At 72.2% G+C, this 16,947-nt stretch carries 16 protein-coding genes; 13 read left to right on the top strand and 3 right to left on the bottom strand.

Translation table 11 applies throughout. The features are described 5' to 3' along the window. Positions 1-27: 27 nt before the first annotated feature. The 3 genes from DEJ20_RS13050 to ccsB are packed head-to-tail and all read left to right on the top strand — an operon-like array spanning position 28 to position 3,459. Positions 28-726 (top strand): cytochrome c biogenesis CcdA family protein, encoded by a 699-nt coding sequence (locus DEJ20_RS13050; protein ID WP_071247888.1) that lies wholly within the window; start codon positions 28-30, stop codon positions 724-726. Next, entirely contained in the window at positions 710-2,434 is a 1,725-nt protein-coding gene (resB, locus tag DEJ20_RS13045) for a cytochrome c biogenesis protein ResB (RefSeq protein WP_258377178.1), read from the top strand. Before DEJ20_RS13050 ends, resB begins: the two co-directional genes overlap by 17 nt. Positions 2,435-2,439: 5 nt before the next feature. Next, positions 2,440-3,459: a c-type cytochrome biogenesis protein CcsB gene (gene ccsB, locus DEJ20_RS13040; RefSeq protein ID WP_111235629.1), complete on the top strand. Its 1,020-nt coding sequence runs from the start codon at positions 2,440-2,442 to the stop codon at positions 3,457-3,459. A 272-nt stretch (positions 3,460-3,731) separates the two neighbouring features. Here ccsB and DEJ20_RS13035 read toward each other — a convergent pair whose 3' ends face one another. Then, complete coding sequence (locus DEJ20_RS13035; RefSeq protein ID WP_111235617.1) at positions 3,732-4,721, bottom strand: o-succinylbenzoate synthase; 990 nt, start codon at positions 4,719-4,721, stop codon at positions 3,732-3,734. 316 nt (positions 4,722-5,037) lie between these two features. Here DEJ20_RS13035 and DEJ20_RS13030 point away from each other — a divergent pair, with 316 nt between their 5' ends. The 4 genes from DEJ20_RS13030 to DEJ20_RS13015 are packed head-to-tail and all read left to right on the top strand — an operon-like array spanning position 5,038 to position 8,524. After that, complete coding sequence (locus DEJ20_RS13030; RefSeq protein ID WP_111235616.1) at positions 5,038-5,382, top strand: hypothetical protein; 345 nt, start codon at positions 5,038-5,040, stop codon at positions 5,380-5,382. Between the two features lie 31 nt (positions 5,383-5,413). Further along, on the top strand, positions 5,414-6,343 hold the full coding sequence (locus DEJ20_RS13025; protein WP_071406303.1) for a 1,4-dihydroxy-2-naphthoyl-CoA synthase: 930 nt from the start codon (positions 5,414-5,416) through the stop codon (positions 6,341-6,343). Then, complete coding sequence (locus tag DEJ20_RS13020) at positions 6,343-7,482, top strand: AMP-binding protein (RefSeq protein ID WP_111235615.1); 1,140 nt, start codon at positions 6,343-6,345, stop codon at positions 7,480-7,482. The genes DEJ20_RS13025 and DEJ20_RS13020 overlap by 1 nt, the downstream gene beginning before the upstream one ends. Positions 7,483-7,522: 40 nt before the next feature. Next, a complete protein-coding gene (locus DEJ20_RS13015) occupies positions 7,523-8,524 on the top strand; it encodes a 1,4-dihydroxy-2-naphthoate polyprenyltransferase (RefSeq protein ID WP_071406305.1) in 1,002 nt (333 codons plus the stop codon). Between the two features lie 45 nt (positions 8,525-8,569). On the opposite strand, the gene DEJ20_RS13010 is transcribed toward DEJ20_RS13015, so the two are convergent. Continuing rightward, positions 8,570-8,905 (bottom strand): DUF4229 domain-containing protein, encoded by a 336-nt coding sequence (locus DEJ20_RS13010; protein WP_111235614.1) that lies wholly within the window; start codon positions 8,903-8,905, stop codon positions 8,570-8,572. 64 nt (positions 8,906-8,969) lie between these two features. On the opposite strand from DEJ20_RS13010, the gene DEJ20_RS13005 reads away from it, so the two are divergent. Together DEJ20_RS13005 and menD are read left to right on the top strand one after the other, a co-directional pair. Next, positions 8,970-9,329 (top strand): PLD nuclease N-terminal domain-containing protein, encoded by a 360-nt coding sequence (locus DEJ20_RS13005; protein ID WP_111235613.1) that lies wholly within the window; start codon positions 8,970-8,972, stop codon positions 9,327-9,329. Then, positions 9,322-11,070: a 2-succinyl-5-enolpyruvyl-6-hydroxy-3-cyclohexene-1-carboxylic-acid synthase gene (gene menD / locus DEJ20_RS13000; RefSeq protein ID WP_111235628.1), complete on the top strand. Its 1,749-nt coding sequence runs from the start codon at positions 9,322-9,324 to the stop codon at positions 11,068-11,070. Before DEJ20_RS13005 ends, menD begins: the two co-directional genes overlap by 8 nt. A gap of 51 nt (positions 11,071-11,121) precedes the next feature. Here menD and DEJ20_RS12995 read toward each other — a convergent pair whose 3' ends face one another. Further along, positions 11,122-12,381: an isochorismate synthase gene (locus DEJ20_RS12995; RefSeq protein WP_111235612.1), complete on the bottom strand. Its 1,260-nt coding sequence runs from the start codon at positions 12,379-12,381 to the stop codon at positions 11,122-11,124. A gap of 86 nt (positions 12,382-12,467) precedes the next feature. Between DEJ20_RS12995 and DEJ20_RS12990 the strand changes: the two genes are divergently transcribed. The 4 genes from DEJ20_RS12990 to DEJ20_RS12975 all read left to right on the top strand — a co-directional run bounded on the left by DEJ20_RS12990 (position 12,468) and on the right by DEJ20_RS12975 (position 16,944). Beyond that, a complete protein-coding gene (locus DEJ20_RS12990; protein ID WP_017888622.1) occupies positions 12,468-13,259 on the top strand; it encodes a demethylmenaquinone methyltransferase in 792 nt (263 codons plus the stop codon). Positions 13,260-13,290: 31 nt separating this feature from the next. After that, positions 13,291-14,367: a polyprenyl synthetase family protein gene (locus DEJ20_RS12985; protein ID WP_027466355.1), complete on the top strand. Its 1,077-nt coding sequence runs from the start codon at positions 13,291-13,293 to the stop codon at positions 14,365-14,367. 82 nt (positions 14,368-14,449) lie between these two features. Next, positions 14,450-15,823 carry an FAD-dependent oxidoreductase gene (locus DEJ20_RS12980; RefSeq protein WP_111235611.1) on the top strand — a complete coding sequence of 458 codons (1,374 nt, stop codon included), beginning with the start codon at positions 14,450-14,452 and terminating at the stop codon, positions 15,821-15,823. A 5-nt stretch (positions 15,824-15,828) separates the two neighbouring features. Then, entirely contained in the window at positions 15,829-16,944 is a 1,116-nt protein-coding gene (locus DEJ20_RS12975; protein ID WP_111235610.1) for a heparan-alpha-glucosaminide N-acetyltransferase domain-containing protein, read from the top strand. Positions 16,945-16,947 lie beyond the last annotated feature (3 nt).

The raw sequence follows: 16,947 nt of genomic DNA, 5'->3' as shown, positions 1-16,947 counted from the left end.
TTCGCCGACGCGATCCTGAGCGGCCAGATGGCCGTGGCGCTGCCCGTGGCGGCGCTCGCCGGGCTCGTGTCGTTCCTGTCCCCGTGCGTGCTGCCGCTCGTGCCGGGGTACCTCGGGTACGTCGGCGGTGTCGCCGAGGGCGGGCAGCGTCGGGGTCGTGTGGTGCTCGGCGTGCTGCTGTTCATCGCCGGGTTCACCGCGGTGTTCGTGGCGTACACGACGGTGTTCGGCGCGCTCGGCTTCTGGCTCGTGCGGTGGCGTGACCTCATCACGCAGATCCTCGGGGTCGTCGTGATCGCGATGGGCCTGGTGTTCGTCGGTCGGTTCACGTTCCTGCAGCGCACCATCAAGCCCAGCTGGACCCCGGCCACCGGGCTCCTCGGCGCCCCCCTGCTCGGCATCGTGTTCGGCCTCGGCTGGACCCCGTGCCTCGGCCCGACCCTGGCGGCCATCAACCTGCTCAGTGTCCAGTCGGGCAGCGCCTGGCAGGGCATGTGGCTCGGGGTGGCGTACTGCCTCGGGCTCGGCATCCCGTTCGTCCTCGTCGCCCTCGGCGCCGGCTGGGCCACGGGGGCCATCGCGGCGGTGAAGCGTCACATGCGCACCGTCAACATCATCGGAGGAGCGATCCTGATCGTCATCGGTCTGCTCATGGTCACCGGTATCTGGTCGGCCGTCATGTCGAGCGTCGGGGCGGTGATCCAGAGCTTTGTCCCCGCGGTCTGACCTGAACGAGCACATCCCGACGGGCGCAGGCGACGGAGCCGACAGCGCCTCCGACCCGCAGCGACCGTCCGACCACGTCGACGGCTCCGGCCCCACCGACGGTGGCATCAACCAGCCGAAGCTCGGCTTCGTCGGGTACCTCCGGTTCTTCTGGCGGCAGCTGACGAGCATGCGCACGGCACTGTTCCTGCTCATGCTGCTCGCCCTCGCGGCGATCCCGGGCTCGCTCGTCCCGCAGCGCACCGCCGACCCGAACGGCGTCGTGCAGTACAAGGCGGACCACCCGCAGCTCTACCCGGTCCTCGACAATCTGCAGGTCTTCGACACCTACACCTCGGTGTGGTTCTCCGCGATCTACCTGCTGCTCTTCATCTCGCTCATCGGCTGCATCGTGCCCCGCACGAAGCACCACTGGCAGGCACTGCGGACCCGTCCGCCGAAGACCCCCGCGCGCCTGACGCGACTGGCGGGCTTCCGCACCGTGGCGGTGCAGCCGGACGCGATGATCGACGGGACGACCGGGATCGACGCGACCACGGGCCTCCCGTCCGCCGAGCACGCGGTGACGCGCGCGATGGCGATCCTGAAGCGGTCCGGGTACCGCGTCGAGCGGTTCGGCGACTCGGTCAGCGCGGAGCGCGGCTACCTGCGCGAGACCGGCAACCTGGTGTTCCACGCCGCCCTCGTCGGGGTGCTCCTGGCGGTCGGTGTCGGCGGTGGTTTCGGCTTCACCGGTCAGCGCCTGCTGGTCGAGGGCCAGACGTTCTCGAACGTGCTCGGCTCGTACGACTCGTTCAACCCCGGTCGCTGGTTCCAGCAGACCGACCTCAAGGGCTACAACCTCCGGCTCGACAAGTTCGTGACGAAGTACGAGGAGCGCAACCTCGACGCCCTCGGGCAGGCGCTCGACTACTCGGCCACGGTCACGAGCACCGAGAAGGGCGGCGAGCCGAAGACGAGCCGCCTCGGCGTGAACGACCCGCTGCACGTCGGCGGCACCAACGTCTACCTGCTCGGCAACGGCTACGCGATGCAGGTCACGGTGCGCGACGGCGACGGCAACGTGGCCTTCAAGGACGTCGTGCCGTTCCTGCCGGAGGATGCGAACTACACCTCCACCGGCGTCATCAAGGTGCCGGACGCCAAGCCGGACCAGCTCGGCATGGTCGGGTTCTTCTACCCCACGGCATCGAAGCTCGCGAGCGGCGCCTACTCGAGTGCCTACCCGGACAGCCAGAACCCGCTGCTGACGCTGCAGGTCTACACGGGCGACCTCGGGCTCGACAGCGGAGTTCCGCAGAGCGTGTACACGCTCAGCACCAAGGGGCTCGACCAGATCGCCGGTCGGCAGTCGGACACCGCGAGCATCGCGCTCAAGCCCGGCCAGACGAAGAAGCTCCCCGAAGGCGCCGGGTCGATCACGTTCGACGGCGTCAAGCGGTACGTCTCCCTCGACGTCCACCACGACCCCTCGCAGCTCTGGGTGGGCGGGTTCGCCCTGCTCTCCACCCTCGGCCTGCTCACCTCGCTGTTCGTCCCGCGCCGCCGCGTCTGGGTGAAGGTCGTCCCGCGTCGCGATGCGCAGGGCGGCGAGTACGACCTCGAGTACGCCGGACTCGCACGCGGCGAGGACCCGAACCTCGAACGGGCCGTCGCGGACATCGCACAGCGCCACACGTCGGACCTCGGAGTTAGGATGCCCCAGTGAACGACATGACCACGAACCTCGCGACCTACTCGGTCGTGCTCACGTACTCCGCGATGGCGGTGTACGTGGTCGCGTTCATCTCGTTCGCCCTCGACATGGCCAAACGCTCCGGCGACGTCACGGCGGCCGCGAAGAACGCGGGCGCGGACGACAGCTCGGCCGACGCGGCCAGCGCTGCGGCAGCACGCGGAGCGAAGACGGTCGCGACCGTCCGCGGCGGCACCGTCGTGCTCGAGCAGGTCGCCGCACCGCCGTCGGGCGGTTCGGCCGGCCGCGGCACGAAGTTCGAACGCGTCGGCATGGCGATGACGATCCTCGCGCTCGTCCTGCACGTCGCCTCGGTCGTCCTCCGCGGCATCGCGGCCGACCGTGTGCCGTGGGGCAACATGTTCGAGTTCTCGCTGACCGGCACGGCGCTGATCACCCTGATCTTCCTGCTCGTGCAGTTCTGGCAGAACCTGAAGTTCCTCGGCGTCTTCATCACCGGCCTGACGATCATCCTGCTCGGCATCGCGACCGTGAACTACTGGGTCCCCGTCGTCCCGCTGCAGCCGGCCCTGCAGTCGTACTGGCTGGTCATCCACGTCTTCGTGGCGATCGCCGGCACCGGGTTCTTCGCGCTCGGCGCGGGGCTCGCGGTGGCGCAGCTCGTGCAGACGTACCGCCAGGGCCGCACGGCCTCCGGCAAGCTCCGCTTCATGGCGACGCTGCCCGACGCCGACCGGCTCGAGGTCCTGACCTACCGCGTCCTGCTCGTCGGCTTCGTCCTCTGGACGTTCACCCTCATCGCCGGCGCGATCTGGGCCGAGCGCGCCTGGGGCCGCTACTGGGGCTGGGACACGAAAGAGGTCTGGACCTTCATCATCTGGGTCGTCTACGCGGGCTACATCCACGCCCGTGCGACCCGCGGCTGGCGTGGTGCGCGGTCGTCCTGGCTGGCCCTCATCGGCTTCGCCGCGGTGATGTTCAACTTCTCGGTCGTGAACGTCTTCTTCAAGGGCCTGCACAGCTACTCGGGTCTGTGAGCCGCGCGGGTCGCTGACGCGGCCCTGGTCGCGACCACGACCGGACGGGAGGCACGGTGCCAGCTGGCACCGTGCCTCCCGTCCGTCGTCGGGTCGCGTGCACGGCCAGGAAGACGCCGTCGTGTCGGTGGGACGCCGCGTCGTCGGCGAGACGCCGCAGGTTTCGGCGGCGTCTCGATGACTTGGCGGCGTCGAACGGAAACGCCGGCGTCGAACGGAAACGCCGGCGTCTTGTGGAGACGACGGCGTCTCGTGAGGACGCGGCGGGCGCGCTACCCGGCGGCGAGCACGGCGTGCACACGGGCCACCCGCGCACGCCACCACGCCGTGCGCTCCGGCGATGCGGCGTACCGCTCCACCAGCTCCGCAGCGACGTCGACGCGGCGCACGGGCACCCGACCACCGACCGGCAGCAGCGGATCGGCCGTCACGTCCCCGGCGAACATGGCTGCCGTCCCGAGCCCGGCGGCGTACCCGGGCGTCATCGCCGCGGCGGCCAGGAACGCTCCCATCCCGAGCCCGACCGAGGTGTCGAGCGCACTCGAGACGACGCACGGCAACCCGGCGTCGGCGATGACGGCACGGGCGGCGGTGATCCCACCGAGCGGCTGGGCCTTCACGACCAGGACGTCGGCGGCACCGGCCCGTGCGACGGCGAGGGGGTCGCTCGCCTTCCGGACGCTCTCGTCCGCGGCGACCCGGACCCCGAGGCCGGCGATCCGCGACCGGAGCTCGGCGAGCTCGGGCACCGTCGCGCAGGGCTGCTCGGCGTACTGCAGGTCGAACGGTGCGAGCCGCTCGAGTGCCGCGGCGGCCTGCTCCACGCTCCACAGCCCGTTCGCATCGACCCGGACCGCGGCCTCGGGCCCCATCACCCGGCGGACCGCGGCGACACGGGCGACGTCGTCGTCGACGGTCGTGCCGGGCTCCGCGACCTTGACCTTGGCGGTGGTGCACCCGGGGTACCGCGCGAGCAGGTCGGCGACGTCGTCAGCGGCGATCGCCGGGACGGTGGCGTTGACCGGCACGGAGTCGGCCGCCGGTTCGTGGTCCGTCCACCCGAAGTCGACGGTGGCCCGCAGCCAGGCGGCGGCCTCGGCGTCGTCGTACTCGACGAACGGCGAGAACTCGGTCCAGCCGGCGGGGCCACGCAGCACGACCGCCTCGCGCGTGGTGATGCCGCGGAACCGCACGCGCATCGGCAGGGCCACCACGTGGGCGTCGGCGAGGAGTTCGGCGAGGTCGGGGAGCACGTCCGACATCCTCCCACCGCACCCAGGGGGCCTGCTGGTTCCTCGGAGGGGACCGCCAGGGCAGGGCACTAGCATGCATCGGTCGGCCTCGGTCGGCAGGGGAACGACCCGGAACGATGGAGGCTCGGTGGCGGTGGATCCGCGGCAGCGCGCAGCAGAGCAGCGCGCATCGCAGCGCCCGTCCGACCCGTCGAGCGCCGGAGCAGCACGCCCGGCAGCGTCGGTTCGTCCGGCAGCTGCAGCCAGACCCCCGGCGACCCGACCGGCATTTGGCGCTCGATCCGCGGCGGCTCCCGGGCGCGACTCCGACGACTTCGCACGCCTCATGCAGCGCAACACCGTCGACGTGCGGCAGACCGGTGGCACGAAGCGCCGCAACCCCGTCGTCGGCAAGATCGCCCTCGGCCTGGCCGTGGTGTCCGCCGCGGTGGACGCCAGTGCCTTCGCCGTGTTCATGGGCGGTGACACGAACTTCGCCTTCGGGATCTGCTTCGTCGTCGTGTTCCTGACGCTCATCGCCGCCGTGCTCGGGTTCGTCGCCGCCGTCGGCTCGTTCGGACGCTGGTACGGCGCCGTCGGGGTCGTCCTGGCGTTCTTCGCGAACCCCGTGATCCTCATCGTGATCATGGTGTTCGTCGCGCCGGAGATCCTGACCGACATGGGCGCCTGACCCGCCAGACGCCCGGCGGTACGTTGGGAACATGGCTGCTCCCGTCTCCGACCTGTTCGACCCCGACGTCTGGACCACCGCTCCGATCGCGGAGCAGTTCACCGACATCACGTACCACAAGCACGTCTCCAAGGGCATCGTCCGGGTCGCCTTCGACCGTCCCGAGGTCCGCAATGCCTTCCGTCCGCGCACGGTCGACGAGCTCTACCGCGCCCTCGACGACGCGCGGCAGGACCCCCGTGTCGGTGTCGTGCTGCTCACCGGCAACGGCCCGAGCCCGAAGGACGGCGGATGGGCGTTCTGCTCCGGCGGCGACCAGCGCATCCGGGGGCGGAGCGGCTACCAGTACGTCGGCGACGAGGGCGCCCCGCCCGAGGGTGTGGACCCCGCGGCCGCCCAGGCGTCGATGGGACGGCTGCACATCCTCGAGGTCCAGCGCCTGATCCGGATGATGCCCAAGGTCGTCATCGCCGTCGTCCCCGGCTGGGCTGCGGGCGGTGGGCACTCCCTGCACGCGATCTGCGACCTCACCATCGCGAGCGCCGAGCACGGGAAGTTCAAGCAGACCGATGCCGACGTCGGCTCGTTCGACGGTGGCTACGGCAGCGCCTACTACGCCAAGCAGATCGGGCAGAAGTTCGCCCGCGAGGTCTTCTTCCTCGCCCAGGAGTACTCCGCCCAGCGCGCGTACGAGATGGGTGCGGTGAACGCCGTGGTGCCGCACGCCGACCTGGAGCGTGAGGCGATCCGCTGGGGCGAGATCGTGCTGGGCAAGTCGCCGACGGCGATCCGGATGCTCAAGTACGCGTTCAACGCCGTGGACGACGGCATGGTCGGCCAGCAGGTGTTCGCGGGCGAGGCGACACGGCTCGCCTACGGCACCGACGAGGCCGTCGAGGGCCGCGACTCGTTCCTCGAGAAGCGCGCTCCCGAGTGGACCGCGTTCCCCTGGCACTACTGATGCCCCGTCCGCTGGTCGCGACCGGTACGTCGGACCCGACGGCCGTGCTGCGCGGCCTGGAGGCAGCACTCGCCGGCGGCCCCGCACTGCTCCCCGTCGCCGAGGGGGCACCGGCCCTGCCGACGCCACCTCCGGCCGAGGTCCGGCAGGCGGTCGCCCTGGTGGTCGAGACGAGCGGGTCCACCGGCACCGGCAAGCGCGTGGCGCTCTCGTCCGAGGCGCTCCTCGCCGGTGCCGCCGCGGCGGACGCGGCACTGGGTGGGCCCGGGCGCTGGGTCCTCGCGCTGCCGACGCACTACATCGCCGGCATCAACGTCCTGACCCGCTCGATCACCGCGGGCACCGAACCCGTCGTCGTGCCACCCGGGCACTTCGCGGCCGCCGCGTTCACCGAGGCCGCAGAACGGCTCGTCACCGGTCCGGCCGCGCCGCGTCGCTACACCTCACTGGTACCGGTGCAGCTCGCCCGGGTCCTCGACGACCCGGACGCCACCCGTGCGCTCGCCCGGTTCGACGCGGTCCTGGTCGGCGGGCAGGCCACCCCGGCGCCGCTCCGGCAGCGGGCGCTCGACGCCGGGGTCCGGGTCGTGACGACCTACGGTGCGAGCGAGACGAGCGGCGGATGCGTCTACGACGGCGTCCCGTTCGGCACCGTGCGCACCGCGCTGGTCGACGGCGAGCTGCACCTGGCCGGGCCGATGCTCGCCGAGGGGTACCTCGACGACGACGGCCGCACGGCGTCGGCCTTCGTCGAGCGGGACGGGCTGCGCTGGTACCGGACCGGGGACACCGCGACCCTGTCCGACGGCGTGGTCCGCGTGCTCGGACGCCTCGACGACGTGGTGATCTCCGGCGGCGAGAAGGTCCAGCTCGGTGCGGTCGAACGGCTCGTCCGCGGCCTCCCCGGGCAGGAGAGCGCCGTCGTCGCCCGGCGCTCGGCGGGGGAGTGGGGCGAGGTCCCGGTCGTCGTCACCGAGCAGCCGCTCGATGTCGAGGCCGTGCGTGCCCACGTCGGAGCCACCCTGGGCCGTGCCGCCCGGCCGGCGGACGTCGTCGTGCTGGACCGGATCCCGATGCTGTCGTCGGGCAAGCCCGACCGTCGGGCCGTGCAGGCGCTCGTGGAGCCGGGCCGCCCGTAGGGACCGCGAGCGGCCGGGTGGCGCATCGGCAATATGATCGGTGCTCGTGGCACGAACGAAGAACTCGACGCAGAAGCAGGGCCGGTCCGGCAACCCGGCGAAGGCCGCTGCCCCCGCCCGCACCAAGCGGAAGGCGACCGCGCGCGACTGGATCGGCGGCGCACGCCTGCGCACCCTGACCCTCGGTGTCGTCCCGGTCGTGCTCGGCACCGCCGTCGCGTTCGTCGACAGCGGGGAGCCCGGCGACTTCGGCGACTACCTGGCGAAGGACGGCCACCTCGCCGTCGCGCTGCTCGCCCTGGCCGTGGCACTGTTCCTGCAGATCGGCGTGAACTACAGCAACGACTACTCCGACGGGGTCCGCGGCACGGACGAGTACCGCGTCGGCCCGGCACGACTCACCGGTGCCGGCCTGGCCAAGCCCCGGACCGTGCTCACCGTCGCCCTGACGTTCTTCGGCCTGGCCGCGGTCGCCGGCCTGGTCATCGTGCTGCTCACCCAGCTGTGGTGGCTGCTGCTCGTGGGGGCCGCCGCGATCGTCGCCGCGTGGTTCTACACCGGTGGCAAGAAGCCGTACGGGTACAACGCCCTCGGCGAGGTCTTCGTCTTCGTCTTCTTCGGGCTGGTCGCCGTGCTCGGCACCCAGTTCGTGCAGATCCGCGAGGTCACGGTCAGCGGCTGGGCAGCCGCGGTGGCCGCCGGCTTCTTCGCCTGCGCGGTCCTGATGGTGAACAACATCCGCGACATCGACGAGGACCAGCTGGCGGGCAAGCGCACGCTCGCCGTGGTCGTCGGACGTCCGGTGGCCCGCGTCCTGTACGGCCTGTTCCTGATGCTGCCGTACGTCGTGCTGCTCTGGTTCGTGCTGCTGTACTTCCGCACGGGCTTCACGTACTTCTCGCTGCTGCTGGCGCTGCCGGCACTGGCGATCGGGGTGTCGTCACGGAAGCCCCGCGAACTCATCACGGCCCTGCAGCTGTCGTCGTTCGCCTCGCTCGCCTTCGGCGTGGTGCTCGGGATCACCCTGGCCGTCCAGCCGTAGCCGTCTCGGCTGCTCGACCGGACGGCCCCGCCCCCGCGCTCGGGGTCAGTCGGCGTCGGGGTCGCGGCGCGCCTCGTGCCGGTCCGCGTCGGACACCGGACGGACGACGGGAGCGGCTGCGGCGTCGGAGTCGGCGGCGTCCACGAAGTCGTCCTCGAAGTCCGAGTCGGCGTCGCGCTCCGGGGTGCCGCGGCGGTTCGCCAGGCTCAGGGCGACCTGCGTGCGCAGTCCGGACAGGGCGATGTACGAGATGAGCAGGCCCACCAGGGCGGCCACGATCGTCGCCCAGTACCACGGCATCGGCGTCAGGAGCAGGAGGAGCACGAGCGCCACCACGAAGATGCCGAGCCGAGCCAGGGTGTACAGGAGCCACGCTTTCACACGGTGAGTCTACGGACGGCCGACCGGCAGGGGCATCACAGGGTCGCGACCTAGACTTCACCACATGGTCCGCTTGTGGTTGATCGTCGCCGTGGCCGCCGTCGCCTTCACGGTGTACGCGGCCATCGACTGCGGCACGATGCCCCGTCAGCGCGTCCGTTCCCTGCGCCGCGGCGTGTGGCTCCTGCTCGTCATCGTCCTGCCCGTCATCGGCGGCGTCCTCTGGTTCCTGCTCGGTCGCACCCCGGCGGCCGACCCCGGCGCTTCGGCCCGGTACCGTGGACCCGAAGACGACCCGGACTTCCTCGGCACCACGCCGGAGCCGGGCACCACCATCACGGACAAGGACCAGGACGACGCGACCCTCCGAGACCTCGAAGACCAGTTCCACGAGCGCGACGACGACGGCCGCACCGATCGCTGACGGCCCCGCCGGTTCGGGCAGCCCGGCGACGGACACCGCGCTCGCCCTCCTGCAGGAGCTCGTGCGTGCCGGCGTCACCGACGTCGTGGTGAGCCCCGGTTCGCGTTCCCAGGCACTCGCCCTCGCGGCGGTCGCCCTGGAACGTGCCGGTGGGCTGACCGTGCACGTGCGGTTGGACGAACGGACCGCCGGGTTCTTCGCACTCGGGCTCGCGGTCGAGACGCACCGTCCCGCAGCGGTGGTGACGACGTCGGGCACCGCGGTGGCGAACCTGCATCCCGCCGTGCTCGAGGCGCACCACTCCGGCGTGCCGATGATCGTGCTGAGCGCCGACCGTCCCGACGAACTGCGCGGCATCGGCAGCAACCAGACCACAGTCCAGTCAGGGATCTTCGGCCACGCCGTCGCCTTCGTCCGCGACGTCGAGGCCCCCTCGACACACGGCGTCGACGCCTCGGTCCGCGACACCCTGCGCACCCTCGCCCGACAGGCCGTCGCCGCCGCAGCCGGGCACACCGGACAGCCCGGTCCCGCGCAGCTCAACGTCGCGTTCCGCGAGCCGCTGTCCGCCGGACTCGCCCCGGAGCACGTCAGCCCCGTGCCCGAGGACGAGGTCGACCTGGCGTTCGCCACCCGCCGGGCGCACGCCGGTCTGCCGGTCGCCGAACTCACCCCGGACGACGAACCGGCGACCGTGGTCATCGCCGGGCACGACGCCGGCGCGGACGCCGAGCGGATCGCCTGGGAACTCGGGGCGCCGCTCCTCGCCGAGGTCTCGAGCGGCGCGCGCTTCGGCCGCAACCTGGTCGTGGCCTACCGCGAACTGCTGCGCGACCCGGACCACGGCGGCGCGGTCCGCCGGGCCGTCGTGCTCGGCCACCCGACCCTCAGCAGGGAGATCCCCGCGCTCCTGCAGCGCGACGGGGTCGAGACGATCGTCGTCCGCGGACCGGCGGCCGACCCCTTCGACCCGGCCCGTGCCTCCCGACCGGACGCCGTGACCGCCTTCGTGTCCGACGTCCGCGTGACGGGCCGCACCCGGCCGGAACACCGCACGTGGGTCGGCCGCTGGGTCGGCGCCAGCCGCCGGATCCTGGGGGACGGCGACGCCGGCCCGGACCTCGACGCCAAGCGCTCCGCCGACCGCGCCGAGCGGAACAAGTTCCTGCGTGACGAGGTCGCGCTCCGTCGCCGACCCGTCGACCGCGCCATGCTCGCCGAGGCCGTCTGGGGGGTGACCTGGCCGCACGACCGGCTCGTCCTCGGGGCGTCGCAGCTCATCCGTGAAGCCGACGCCCTGGTGCTCGGCAAGAAGATCCGGGTGCACGCGAACCGCGGGCTCGCCGGCATCGACGGCACCGTCTCGACCGCACTCGGCATCGCCGCGGCGCTCGAGCACTCCTCGGCCTCCGTGGGCACCACACGCGTGCTCCTGGGTGACCTGACCCTGCTGCACGACCTCGGAGCGTTCGTCACCGGCACCGAGGAACGCACCCACCGGGTGCAGGTCGTCGTCGGCAACGACCACGGCGGCGCGATCTTCCGCGGGCTCGAGGTGGCGAAGACCACGCCCGAAGCCGACATGCGGCGGATGATGTCGACCCCGCAGCACGTCGACGTCGAGCGGGTCGTCACGGGCCTCGGGTGGGAGTACCGCCGGGCGGCGACGTGGGGTGACCTGGAGCGGGTGCTCACCGATCCAGCCGAGCGGGTCGTGATCGAGGTCCCGCTGGCCGACTGACCCGCCAGCGGCTGTCGGCGACCGCGCGACCGCGTGGGTCGCGCGCCTGCCTCAGGCCAGCGCGTCCGTGATCGGCCGGAACTTCAGGGCCGTTTCCGCGACCTCGCGCGCCGGCTCCGAACCGGCCACGATCCCGGCCCCCGCCCAGGCCCGGACGGTCCCGTCGTCGTCGATCCGCGCGCTGCGGAGCGCGAGCATCCACTCGCCGTCGCCCGTCGCGCTCATCCAGCCGACCGGCCCGGCGTAGCGGCCGCGGTCGACGCCCTCGAGCTCGGCGACGAGCCGCACGGCCACGTCCGTCGGGGTGCCGGCGACCGCGGCCGTCGGGTGCAGGGCGTCGGCGACGTCCAGCGACGTGGTGTCGGGCGGCAGCGTGGCCTGCACGTCGGTCGCCAGGTGCCACAGGTTCGGCAGCTGCAGCCGGAACGGTTCGGCGTCGGCGCGCAGGTCCGTCGCGAGCGGGGCGAGGGCCGCGAGCAGGCTGTCGATCGCGAAGGTGTGCTCCTCGACGTCCTTGGCGCTGCTGGCCAGGGCCTCGGCGGCGGCCCGGTCGGACACCTCGTCGGTGCCCCGGGCGGCGCTGCCGGCCAGCACCCGTGCGGTCAACCGCGTGCCGTCGGTGCGGGCGAGGGTCTCGGGGGTGGCGCCGACCAGCCCGTCCACCGCGAAGGTCACGCACTGCGGGTAGGCGGCCGCGAGGTCGAGCAGGACCGCCCGTCGATCGGCTCCTTGCGGCAGCGTGCCGACGAGGTCGCGGGCGAGCACCACCTTGCGGGCGCTCCCGGCCACGATGCGGCGGACGGCCTCGGTCACGTTGGCGGCGTAGGTGTCCTCGTCGATGTGCCCGGGACGCAGCGCCACGGAGACGTGCGGTCCGACGTGGGGGACCGGGACCGAGGTCCGGGTGAAGGCCAGCTGCTCCGCGCCGAGCGTGGTGTCGATCGCGGTCAGCCAGGCCTTGCCGCGACGCCGACCGAGGACCACCCGGGGCACGATGAGCACGCTCTCGTCGGCGGAGTCGTCGGCGAAGGCGAACGACCCGAACGCGACGAGCCCCGACCCGCGCAGCTGCACCGGGTCGTCGACGACGGCGGTCTCGACGATGCTGCGCCAGGTGGCCGCGGCGTCACGCATCCGGTCGGGGCCGGTGAAGGTGAACCGGAGCGCCTCACCGATGCCGACGATGCCGTCGCCGTTCCGGACGAAGGCGAGGGGACGGTCGCGGAGCGTGTGGCGGAGGACGGCGCCCGGGTCGTCGAGGATCCGGGTCGAGACCGTCAGCGGGGGCGCCGCCGTGGTGGTTCGGGTCACGGCTCCGATGCTACGCGCCGATCCCGCACCGCCCGGGTGGCTGCGAGTCCGGTGAACGCTCGGTCGGGACCTCTAGGATTGACCGTGTGAGCAGAGCGGACCTGAACAAGCGCCCGGACGAGGTGGCGGCGATGTTCGACGACGTCGCGGCCAAGTACGACCTCACGAACGACATCCTGTCGGCGGGCAACGCTCCGCTGTGGCGTGTCGCCACCGTCCGCGCGGTCGACCCGCAGCCCGGCGAGAAGGTCCTCGACATCGCCGCGGGCACCGGGACCAGCGCGGCGGCCTTCGCCAAGAAGGGCGCCGAGGTCACCGCGCTCGACCTGTCCGCCGGCATGATCGCCGTCGGCCGTGAACGCCACCCCGAGATCACCTTCGTCGAGGGCGACGCCGAGCAGCTGCCCTTCGACGACGACACGTTCGACGCCGTCACGATCTCGTTCGGGCTGCGCAACGTGAACGACCCGAAGCAGGCGCTCGCCGAGATGCTGCGCGTCCTGAAGCCCGGTGGCCGCGTCGTCATCTGTGAGTTCTCGACGCCGCCCCGCGCCCTGCTGCGCTTCGGCTACGGCACCTACCTGAAGCGCGTGCTCCCGGGCATCGCGCGGCTCTCGAGCAGCAACCCGGCCGCCTACCGCTACCTCGCCGAGTCGATCGACGCGTGGCCCGACCAGCAGGTGCTCACCCAGTGGCTCCGCGGTGTCGGCTTCTCGGTGGTCGCCTACCGCAACCTGACGGCCGGTATCGTCGCACTGCACCGTGGCCGCAAGCCCGTCGCCGACACGGTGCGCGAGTCCGCGGCACGGCGTGCGAAGGCCCGCCGTGACCACCAGAACACCGGCGAGCAGCCGCGCGTCGACCCGGCCGCCGACTGACCGGTCACCACCCCCGAAGACGGAGCAGCACTTGAATCCGAGCGTCCCGGTCGCACGTCGCGCGCCGAGCCTGCGCGCATCGCTGGGCATCGGCGAGCGGTTGTTCGCCACGCCCGCCGACCGACGCTTCATCTCCGCGGTCGACGACGGGCTCGAACTCGTCGAGCAGGGGCTCGAGGACGCCATGCGCTCCACCGACACCCTCGCCGACACCACCAGCCGGTACCTGCTGTCCGCCGGTGGCAAGCGCATCCGCCCGACCCTGACGCTCCTCATCGCCCAGCTCGGTGACGGCGTGACCGACGCCGTGGTCAAGGCCGCGGTGAGCATCGAGACCACGCACCTGGCGTCGCTGTACCACGACGACGTCATGGACGAGGCGCCCGTCCGCCGCGGGGTCCCCGCCGCGCAGATCACCTACGGCAACAACGTGGCGATCCTCACCGGCGACCTGCTCTTCGCCCGCGCCAGCCTGATCACCGCCGACCTCGGCACCGAGGGCATCCGGATGCAGGCCGAGACCTTCCAGCGCCTCTGCATGGGGCAGCTGCACGAGACCACGGGGCCGCAGCCGGACGACGACCCGCTCGAGCACTACATCCAGGTGCTCAGCGACAAGACCGGTTCGCTCATCGCCACCGCGGCACGTGCCGGCGTGATGTTCTCCGGTGCCGACCGTGCCTACCTCGACGCCGTCGGGACCTTCGGCGAGAAGGTCGGCGTCGCCTTCCAGCTCGTCGACGACGTCATCGACCTCGCCCCCGCGACGGACAAGACGGGCAAGATCGCCGGCAACGACCTGCGTGCCGGCGTCGACACCCTGCCGGTCCTGCAGCTGCGCCGGATGGCCGCGACCGACCCGTCCGCGCAGCACCTGGTCGAGCGCATCGAGCGCGACGTCAACGGTGCGCCGGACGACGTGGTCGACTCGGCGCCGTACCAGTCGGCCGTCGCCGCACTCCGCGAGCACGAGGCCACCGCGGCGACCCGAGCCGTCGCCGTCGCCTGGGCCCGCGAAGCCGTCGCCGCCCTCGCCCCGCTCCCCGACGGCACCGTGAAACGGGCACTCACCCGCTTCGCGGACTCCGTCGTCGACCGAAGCCGCTGAACACCCCTCCCGACGGCGCACGCACCGCGGCCCGGTCGGGAGGCCCCCGGGAACCCCCACCCGAACGAACTGGAGACGATCAGTGCCCACCCTCCGACTCGCCATCGTCGGCGCCGGCCCGGCCGGCATCTACGCCGCGGACATCCTGCTGCGCGAGGCCCACGGCTACGACGTGTCGATCGACCTGTTCGAGCAGCTCCCCGCGCCCTACGGTCTGGTCCGGTACGGCGTCGCACCCGACCACCCGCGCATCAAGGGCATCATCAACGCCCTGCGTGACGTCCTCGACCGCGGGGTCGTCCGGCTGTTCGGCAACGTCCGCTACGGCGAGGACATCACCCTCGAGGACCTCAAGAAGCACTACAACGCGGTCGTGTTCTCGACCGGTGCGATCAAGGACGCCGACCTCGACATCCCCGGTGTCGACCTCGACGGCTCGTACGGCGCAGCCGAGTTCGTGAGCTGGTTCGACGGCCACCCCGACGTCCCGCGCACCTGGCCGTTGAACGCCGAGAGCGTCGCGGTCATCGGCGTCGGCAACGTCGCCCTCGACGTCTCCCGCATCCTGGCGAAGCACGCCGACGACCTGCTGCCGACCGAGATCCCCGCGAACGTCTACGAGGGCCTCAAGGCATCACCCGTCACGGACGTGCACGTCTTCGGCCGGCGCGGCCCGGCACAGGTGAAGTTCACGCCGCTCGAGCTCCGCGAACTCGGCGAGGTCCGCGATGTCGACATGGTGGTCTACGACGAGGACTTCGACCACGACGAGGCCTCGAAGACCGCGATCGCGACGAACAAGCAGGTCATGGTGATCAACCGTGTCCTCGAGCAGTGGCGCACGCGCGAGGTCGGCCAGGCCAGCCGTCGGCTCCACCTGCACTTCTACGCGAAGCCCATCGAGTTCGTCGGCGACGAGCAGGGCAAGCTCACCGCCATCCGGTACGAGCGCACCCGTCCGAACGGCGAGGGCGGCGTCGAGGGCACCGGCGAGATCCGCGAGGTCCCGATCCAGGCCGCCTACCGCGCGGTCGGGTACTTCGGTTCCCCGCTGCCAGGGGTGCCGTTCGACGAGCGCCACGGCGTCATCCCGAACCACGAGGGCCAGGTCCTCGACGACGACAACCAGCAGATCCCCGGGGTGTACGCCACCGGCTGGATCAAGCGCGGTCCGGTCGGGCTCATCGGGCACACGAAGTCCGACGCGATGGAGACCGTGCAGCACATCGTCAACGACCAGGCGAGCTGGTGGACCCCGGAGGAGCCCTCCGACGAGGCGATCCCGGCCCTGCTCCGCGAGCGCGGTGTCGAGTACACCGACCTCGAGGGCTGGCACCACCTCGACACCCACGAGCAGGCGCTCGGTGCGGTCGACGGGCGTGAGCGCATCAAGGTGGTGCCGCGCGACGAGATGATCGAGGTCTCGCTCGGACGCGTCGACACCCCGACGAGCTGACGACCATGACCGACACGCGCCCCGTCCCGCCCACAGCGGTGCGGGGCGCGTCCGCGTCGGGGATGCGGCTGCAGGGCGTCGACGTGGCCCGAGCGGTCGCGCTGCTCGGCATGATGGCCGCCCACATCGGCGGCATCGCGGAGCAGCTCGACTGGACCGACCCCGCCACCTGGACCGCCGTCGCCCACGGCCGACCGTCCACGCTGTTCGCGGTCCTCGCCGGGGTCTCGATCGGTCTGACGAGCGGCCGCACCGACCCGCCCGGCCCGCCCGCCATCGGCCGCATCCGTGCCCGGCTCGCGATCCGCGCCGTGGTGGTCGTCGTCGTCGGGCTCGCCCTGATGGCACTCGACACCCCCGTGTACGTGATCCTGCCGATCTACGGAGTGCTGTTCCTGCTCGTGGTCCCGGTGCTCCGCGTCCGACCGGCGGCGCTGCTCGGCATCGCCGCGCTCTGCGCGGTGCTGTCGCCGCTCGCCGCGCTGACGATCGCGCCGGCCTACGCGGACGCCGGCATGATCGGCGTCCAGCTCGGCCTGGTCTACCCCGTGGTCACCTTCCTGGCGTACGTCCTGGTCGGTCTCGCGGTCGCGCGGGCCGGCCTGGAGGACCGTGGCCGGCAGGTCGCGCTCCTCGTGTCCGGTGCGCTGGTCGCCGCCACCGCGTACGTCGCCGGGGCGGTCCTCGCTCCGCTGCCCGACGACGCGGCCCTGGCGTTCCCCGGGGTCCCGTACGCGGGCGAGGCGTCGACCCCAGGCCAGGCCCTCGCGCAGCTGTTCCTGTCCCCGCGCGACCACTCGTCGTCGGTCGTCGACGTGGTGGGGACGGCCGGGGTGGCGGTCGCCGTCATCGCCCTCTGCCTGCTCGTGTTCGACGGCCGCGGGCGTGTCGCCGAGCGGATCGCGTTCCCCCTGGCCGCCGTCGGGTCGATGCCGCTGACGGTGTACTCGGGGCACCTCGTGGTCATCGCGATGCTGCCGACCTACCCGGAGTCGGGCGAGGCCTGGGGCTGGTTCGCCCTCGGTTCGGTGGTCTTCGCGATGCTGTGGCGGCGGTTCCTCGGCCGCGGCCCGCTCGAGCGGGTGGTCGGGGCCCTGGCGTCCCTCGTCCCGATGCGCTGAGCG

The sequence above is a fragment of the Curtobacterium sp. MCSS17_005 genome (assembly GCF_003234225.2).
Classification (GTDB): domain Bacteria; phylum Actinomycetota; class Actinomycetes; order Actinomycetales; family Microbacteriaceae; genus Curtobacterium; species Curtobacterium flaccumfaciens.
The sequence above is the reverse complement of the archived record's forward strand: the minus strand, read 5'-3'. Positions and strand labels throughout refer to the sequence as shown.